The organism is Vibrio sp. 10N.222.46.A1 (genome assembly GCF_041473595.1).
Taxonomy (GTDB): Bacteria; Pseudomonadota; Gammaproteobacteria; order Enterobacterales; family Vibrionaceae; genus Vibrio; species Vibrio tasmaniensis_A.
Genome location: NZ_JBFRSN010000026.1, coordinates 1 through 6,325, shown reverse-complemented (window position 1 = coordinate 6,325; position 6,325 = coordinate 1). Strand labels below are relative to the sequence as shown.

Sequence of the window (6,325 nt, the reverse complement as noted above, 5' to 3'; positions counted from 1 at the left end):
TCGCTACTTCACGGCCACCGATGAAGAACTCAAAGCGGTCTGTGAAGAATGGGTTGCTGTCGCTACGACGAGCCAGTGGAGAGATGTCCGCTGGGTAACCCGTGATGAACGTTGGTTGAATTAGCTGAGGCTCAGCCGTTTCACCAAAGATCTCTTCAAGAAGCTGACCACATGTCCAAAACTTCTCAACGTAAAGACCCACTTCTTCTGCAATTTTAACCATCAATTCTCTGTTCTGAAGATCGTCTTCAGTCAGAGCTTGAATGTTTGCATTTTCAGGTGTGTAGTGTTTGATTGCATCGAACATGCTCATGCGAGCGTAAGTGCCACCGAACTCAACTGTTTCGTCACCGTAAGGCATAGAAGTAGAACCAAGAACGTCCATCGCCGCTGTGCTTAGCATCTCTTCCGTTAGATCCATTAGATCTTTGTAGTCAGAGTACGCTTGGTAGAATTCCATCATTGTGAATTCTGGGTTGTGACGTGGAGAAAGACCTTCGTTACGGAAGTTACGGTTGATCTCGAATACACGGTCAAAACCACCAACTACTAGACGCTTAAGGTAAAGCTCAGGTGCAACACGTAGGTACATGTCGATGTCTAGTGCGTTGTGATGAGTGATGAATGGACGTGCTGTTGCACCGCCTGGGATCACGTGCATCATTGGCGTTTCAACTTCTAGGTAGCCTTTTGAGCTCATGAAGTTACGGATTGAAGACACAAGCTTAGAACGCACGATGAATGTGTTACGAGAGTCTTCGTTCACGATTAGATCAACGTAACGCTGACGGTAGCGCATCTCTTGGTCAGTTAGGCCGTGGAACTTCTCTGGTAGAGGACGAAGTGCTTTGGTTAGCAACTCAAACTCTTCCATGTTCACGTAAAGGTCACCTTTACCAGACTTGTGAAGCGCACCTTTAACACCGATGATGTCACCGATATCTAGGCCTTGGTACTTCTCTTTCAGCACTTTTTGAACGTCTTTCGCTGCGTACGCTTGGATACGACCAGAAGTTTCTTGAATCGCTAGAAATGGACCACGCTTCGCCATAATACGACCTGCGATCGCAACGATGTGGTTAAGCTCTTCTAGCTCTTCCTTAGTCTTCTCACCGAATTCCGCTTGAAGGTCGCCAGCTAGGTGCTCACGACGGAAGTCATTTGGGTGACCGTTCGCTTTGCAGTTTTGGCGGATATGATCCAGCTTGCTACGGCGCTCAGCGATTAGTTTGTTCTCTTCAGGTGAAGAAGCTTCTTGTGTATTTTCGTTTTGAACAGCATCAGTCATTTGAGATGTACCCTGCTTTTATAATTTGGACAGCTATATTTTTGAAAATATAGGCATTTTTACCAATATTATTGGTAAAGCTTAATAGTTGATAAAGCTTACAGACCTGATTTCAGGCTAGCTTCAATAAACTTGTCTAAGTCACCGTCAAGAACCGCTTGAGTATTACGGTTTTCGATGCCGGTGCGTAAATCTTTGATACGTGAATCATCCAGCACGTAAGAGCGGATCTGACTGCCCCAACCGATGTCTGATTTCGTTTCTTCGCTCGCTTGTTTTTCAGCATTTTGCTTTTGAATCTCAAGTTCAAAAAGCTTAGCACGTAGCTGCTTCATCGCTTGATCTTTGTTCTTATGCTGCGAACGGTCATTCTGACACTGAACCACGGTGTTAGTTGGAACGTGAGTAATACGTACCGCCGATTCCGTGGTGTTTACGTGCTGACCACCAGCGCCAGAGGCACGGTATACGTCAATACGTAGGTCAGAAGGATTAATGTCGATCGTAATGTTGTCATCAATCTCAGGATAGATAAACGCAGAAGCAAATGAAGTATGACGACGACCACTTGAATCAAATGGTGACTTACGAACTAGACGGTGAACACCAGTCTCTGTGCGTAACCAACCGTAAGCGTACTCACCAGAGATACGTACCGTTGCGCCTTTAAGGCCAGCAACATCGCCATCAGACACTTCGATAACTTCAGTCTTGAAGCCTTTCGAATCTGCCCAACGCAAGTACATACGCAACATCATTGAAGTCCAGTCTTGAGCTTCTGTACCGCCCGAACCTGACTGTAAATCGATGTAGCAATCTGATGCGTCGTGATCACCAGAGAACATACGACGGAATTCCAGCTTCTCTAACTTAGCTTCAAGCTCGGCCAGTTCTGGCTCAATTTCATCGAACGTTTCTTGATCTTCTTCTTCAACCGCAAGCTCTAATAGGCCATCAACATCCTCAACACCTTGGTCAAGTTGGTCGATCGTTTCTACTACTGCTTCCAATGCTGAACGCTCTTTTCCTAGCGCTTGAGCACGCTCAGGTTCGTTCCATACATCCGGTTGTTCTAATTCTGCGTTTACTTCTTCTAGACGCTCTTTCTTTGCGTCATAGTCAAAGATACCCCCTCAGGATATTTGTGCGCTCAGACACATCCTGCAGACGGTTTTTTATAGGATTGATTTCAAACATTTTAGCTCATCATTTATGAGTAGAATTTAACCGGAGAATTGTACTCAAAAGTGTGACGGAGATACAGAATTTTTTAGAGTGGTGCACCAAGATTCAATAACTTAATCGGATATAAAATTGACGGGCAGAAAAAACACGCAAAATCTGTAAGGAAAGGAAGGGAAACAAGCCCTGTTTTTGAACAGAGCTTGTTGGATTTGGCACTAAATGATGAACCTCATTCAGTGAACGATAACGCTATTTGGCTTCAACTATTTCGCTTCGATATGATCAATCATCAACTGCAACGATTGATTGCCACGAAACTCGTTAATATCAAGCTTAAACGCAAGATGTACCGTTTTCACTGAGGCATCAGGCCAGCGACGTAGGTCAACATTAAAGGCAATACCATCAATCATCACATTGGTCGGGTGGCCTTTATACAATGGCTCAAGCATTAACTTTAAGTGCTTTTCACCCACTAATTTTTGATGCAGAACTTTAAACTCACCATCAAAGATGGGCTCAGGGAAAGCTTGTCCCCACGGACCACCTGAACGCAACGTCTCAGCGGTGTGCATTGAGAACTCTTCAGGTAACAGCTCACCATCAGACAAGATAATACCCTTCAGCGCCGTCTCACCGAGTTCTTTACGCACAACGTCATCAAACATCTTGCTGAATCGCTCGAAGTCTTTTTCCATAATGGTTAAGCCGGCTGCCATTGCGTGACCACCAAACTTCAAGATCAGGCCAGGGTTTTGAGTGTCGATTCTGTCTAGCGCATCGCGCATGTGCAAACCTGGAATCGAACGACATGAACCCTTAATGCTACCTTCACCACCATCAGCAAATGCGATCACTGGGCGGTGATATTTGTCTTTGATACGCGAAGCTAGAATACCAATTACGCCTTGATGCCAATCACGTTGAAACAGAGCCAAACCAGAAGGCAAATCGTCTTTACCAAATTCAAGGCGCTCACAAAAAGCCATCGCTTCTTGTTTCATGCCCTCTTCGATCTCTTTACGTGTTTGGTTCAAGCCATCTAACTCGCTGGCCATTCGACGCGCGGCATGGATGTTATTACTCATTAGCAGCTCAACACCAAAAGACATATCATCCAATCGGCCAGCCGCATTGATACGTGGACCAAGCGCAAAACCAAAATCGGAGGCAACTAAACGCTTAGCATCTCGCTTAGCAATTTCAATCAAGGCTTGAATACCCGGACGCGCTTTGCCTGCACGAATGCGTTGTAGCCCTTGGTGTACCAAGATTCGGTTGTTTTCATCAAGTGGTACCACATCCGCAACAGTACCCAGTGCCACTAGATCAATCAGTTCCATCAACTTGGGTTCTGTCATGCCGTGTTGAGAAAACCAGCCCAACTTACGCATATGAACACACAATGCCATCATCAGGTAAAAGGCGACACCCACACCGGCTAGCGCTTTTGAAGGAAATGCGCAGCTTTCTAGGTTGGGATTGACCATTGCATCTGCAATCGGTAATTCAGAACCAGGCAAGTGATGATCAGTAACCAGTACATCAAGGCCTTTCTCTTTAGCAAAGCGAACACCGTCAATTGAAGATACACCGTTGTCGACTGTCATGATCACTTCAGCACCAAGTTCGATCGCCTGTTCGACAACCTCGGGGCTCAAGCCATAACCATCTTCAAAACGATTGGGGACCAGATAATCAACATTAGAGCTGCCCAACATTCGCAGAGCAAGCACAGACAACGCGGAGCTTGTCGCGCCATCGGCATCAAAGTCACCAACAATGATGATGCGCTTTTGCTGCTGAATGACTTTGAACAACAATTCAACCGCAGCATCAATACCGCCCAGTTTTTGATAAGAGTGCAAACCTTTCGCAGCTGTCTCTAGCTGGTCAGCACTGTCGATTCCGCGACTCACATAAATGCGCTTTAACAAGTCAGGTAAGTGAGCAGGTAAGACTGAAGTGTCGACCTCAGGACGGCGTTGGATCTCTATCATATAAAAATGGGCCTGATATCAATCAGGCCACTCCTTAAATCAAAAACAGGGGGGAATAATAGGTAATAAAAAATGAAGATTACTGCTCTAAACGCTGAATAAGTTGCGCTGGAGGTAAGTAACCACTCACCAACTCACCACTTGCTAGCACGATAGCCGGAGTGCCATTGATGCCAAGCTCACGACCGAGTTGGTATTGTTTAGCAATGATCTGCTTTTGCTCTGCTAGGTCTTTACCAGACGCTGGCATTTGACGATTGACTTTAGCATCATGCATAGCTGTTTTTGGATCATCAGACGCCCAGATTGCCGCCATTTGATCGGCAACTTGCCCTGTCGCACCTTGACGTGGGTAAGCCATGTAACGAACGGTGATACCCAGATCGTTGTAGCCTTGCATTTGACTGTGCAGACGAACACAGTAGCCACAAGTAATGTCAGTAAATACCGTCACAACGTACTTTTCGTTATCTGCTTTGTATTCGATAACCGTATCCGACATCGCTGCTACTTTTTCAGCATTCAGTGGAGCCTGACGCTCAGCCAAAACATCACTGAACTTACCGTTTTCATCCAAAGAGTAAAGTGTACCAGCTAGAAAATGATCGCCCTCTGGAGAAGAAAAGATAATACCGCTGTTGGTTTGAACTTCTAAAAGACCATCGATATCCGAAGGAACAATCTTATCGACCTTAATACCGATTTTTTCAAAACGCTTAGTTAACGCAGCTGTATCAATAGCTTGAGCTGGAGCAGCTTCTACGGCTGTTGATGTTGTTTCTACTTTCGCCTCTGATGCATTACATGCAGTAATCATGAGAGGAAGCGCTAGTAGAGGAAGACGGCGTAATACGCTCATTAGGTTCACCTTAAAAATAAATGGATTTAAGCACGTGGGTGATGCTGAGCGTGAATTTGCTTCAGCCTTTCAGTCGCCACATGAGTATAAATTTGGGTGGTCGATAAGTCACTATGTCCAAGCAACATCTGTACGACCCTGAGATCGGCGCCATAGTTCAGTAAATGAGTGGCAAAAGCATGTCTCAATACGTGTGGAGACAATAATTCCGTGTCGATACCAGCAATGACCGAATAATGCTTGATACGATACCAGAACGTTTGACGAGTCATTTGCTTAGCGCGTTTACTCGGAAAAACCACATCCGAGCTGTTATCACCGAGCAGTTGTGGCCGACCTTGTTCAATAAAAGTCTCTATCCAATCGACGGCGTTTTCGCCCATTGGCACCAAGCGCTCTTTACCGCCCTTACCAATAACACGCACCACGCCTTGTCTTAGGCTGATGTTTTCCATCGTCAAACTGACGAGTTCCGTAACACGAAGTCCAGTTGCATAGAGTAACTCAAGCATCGCTTTATCGCGAAGCTCGATTGGATCGTTTGGATCTGGCGCTTCAAGCAGCGAATCCACTTGTTCTTCACTCAAATCTTTTGGCAAGCGCTTCGGCAGTTTGGGACTGATCAACAATGCACTAGGGTCGTCGGCTCTTACTTTCTCGCGGTGTAGATATTGAAACAAGCGACGAATAGCCGACAACATACGAGCGCGAGAAGTCTGCTTAAAGTCAGCATCGGCTAACCAACCTTGATAATCCTGTAGTCCTGAAAGACTAATAAAATCGAGGCGGTAATTGTTCTTTTCCATCCACGTTAGAAGCTTAGACAGGTCGGTACGGTACGAGACAAGCGTATTCTCCGATAATCCTCGCTCCATCCACATAGCATCTAAAAACTGTTCTACTAGACCGTGGTCTGCGCTCTGCCCTTGAGGCGACTGCATAGTGTTACTCACAATATTGGAAACTGTTTTGAGAGTATGCCAGAGCAAATAT

The 6,325-nt window shown here is 45.7% G+C and carries 5 protein-coding genes; all 5 read right to left on the bottom strand.

What is annotated here, in order from left to right; translation table 11 throughout:
• Positions 1-1,288, bottom strand: a 1,288-nt coding sequence (gene lysS, locus AB4496_RS01175; RefSeq protein WP_372130503.1) for a lysine--tRNA ligase, incomplete at its 3' end; no start/stop codon positions are given.
• 98 nt (positions 1,289-1,386) lie between these two features.
• A protein-coding gene (gene prfB / locus AB4496_RS01170) for a peptide chain release factor 2 (protein ID WP_100208942.1) occupies positions 1,387-2,485 on the bottom strand; the annotation gives its coding sequence in 2 pieces (ribosomal slippage) (positions 1,387-2,409 and positions 2,411-2,485; 1,098 coding nt in all).
• 251 nt (positions 2,486-2,736) lie between these two features.
• On the bottom strand, positions 2,737-4,473 hold the full coding sequence (recJ, locus tag AB4496_RS01165) for a single-stranded-DNA-specific exonuclease RecJ (protein ID WP_102257731.1): 1,737 nt from the start codon (positions 4,471-4,473) through the stop codon (positions 2,737-2,739).
• Between the two features lie 79 nt (positions 4,474-4,552).
• Positions 4,553-5,332 carry a thioredoxin fold domain-containing protein gene (locus AB4496_RS01160; protein ID WP_009848427.1) on the bottom strand — a complete coding sequence of 260 codons (780 nt, stop codon included), beginning with the start codon at positions 5,330-5,332 and terminating at the stop codon, positions 4,553-4,555.
• Positions 5,333-5,358: 26 nt separating this feature from the next.
• Positions 5,359-6,273, bottom strand: a complete 915-nt coding sequence (xerD, locus tag AB4496_RS01155; RefSeq protein WP_041472738.1) for a site-specific tyrosine recombinase XerD — start codon at positions 6,271-6,273, stop codon at positions 5,359-5,361.
• Positions 6,274-6,325 lie beyond the last annotated feature (52 nt).

Coding starts and splice junctions, on each gene's coding strand:
- recJ (WP_102257731.1), bottom strand. CDS start 4,473: ATGATAGAGATCCAACGCCGTCCTGAGGTCGACACTTCAGTCTTACCT.
- AB4496_RS01160 (WP_009848427.1), bottom strand. CDS start 5,332: ATGAGCGTATTACGCCGTCTTCCTCTACTAGCGCTTCCTCTCATGATT.
- xerD (WP_041472738.1), bottom strand. CDS start 6,273: ATGCAGTCGCCTCAAGGGCAGAGCGCAGACCACGGTCTAGTAGAACAG.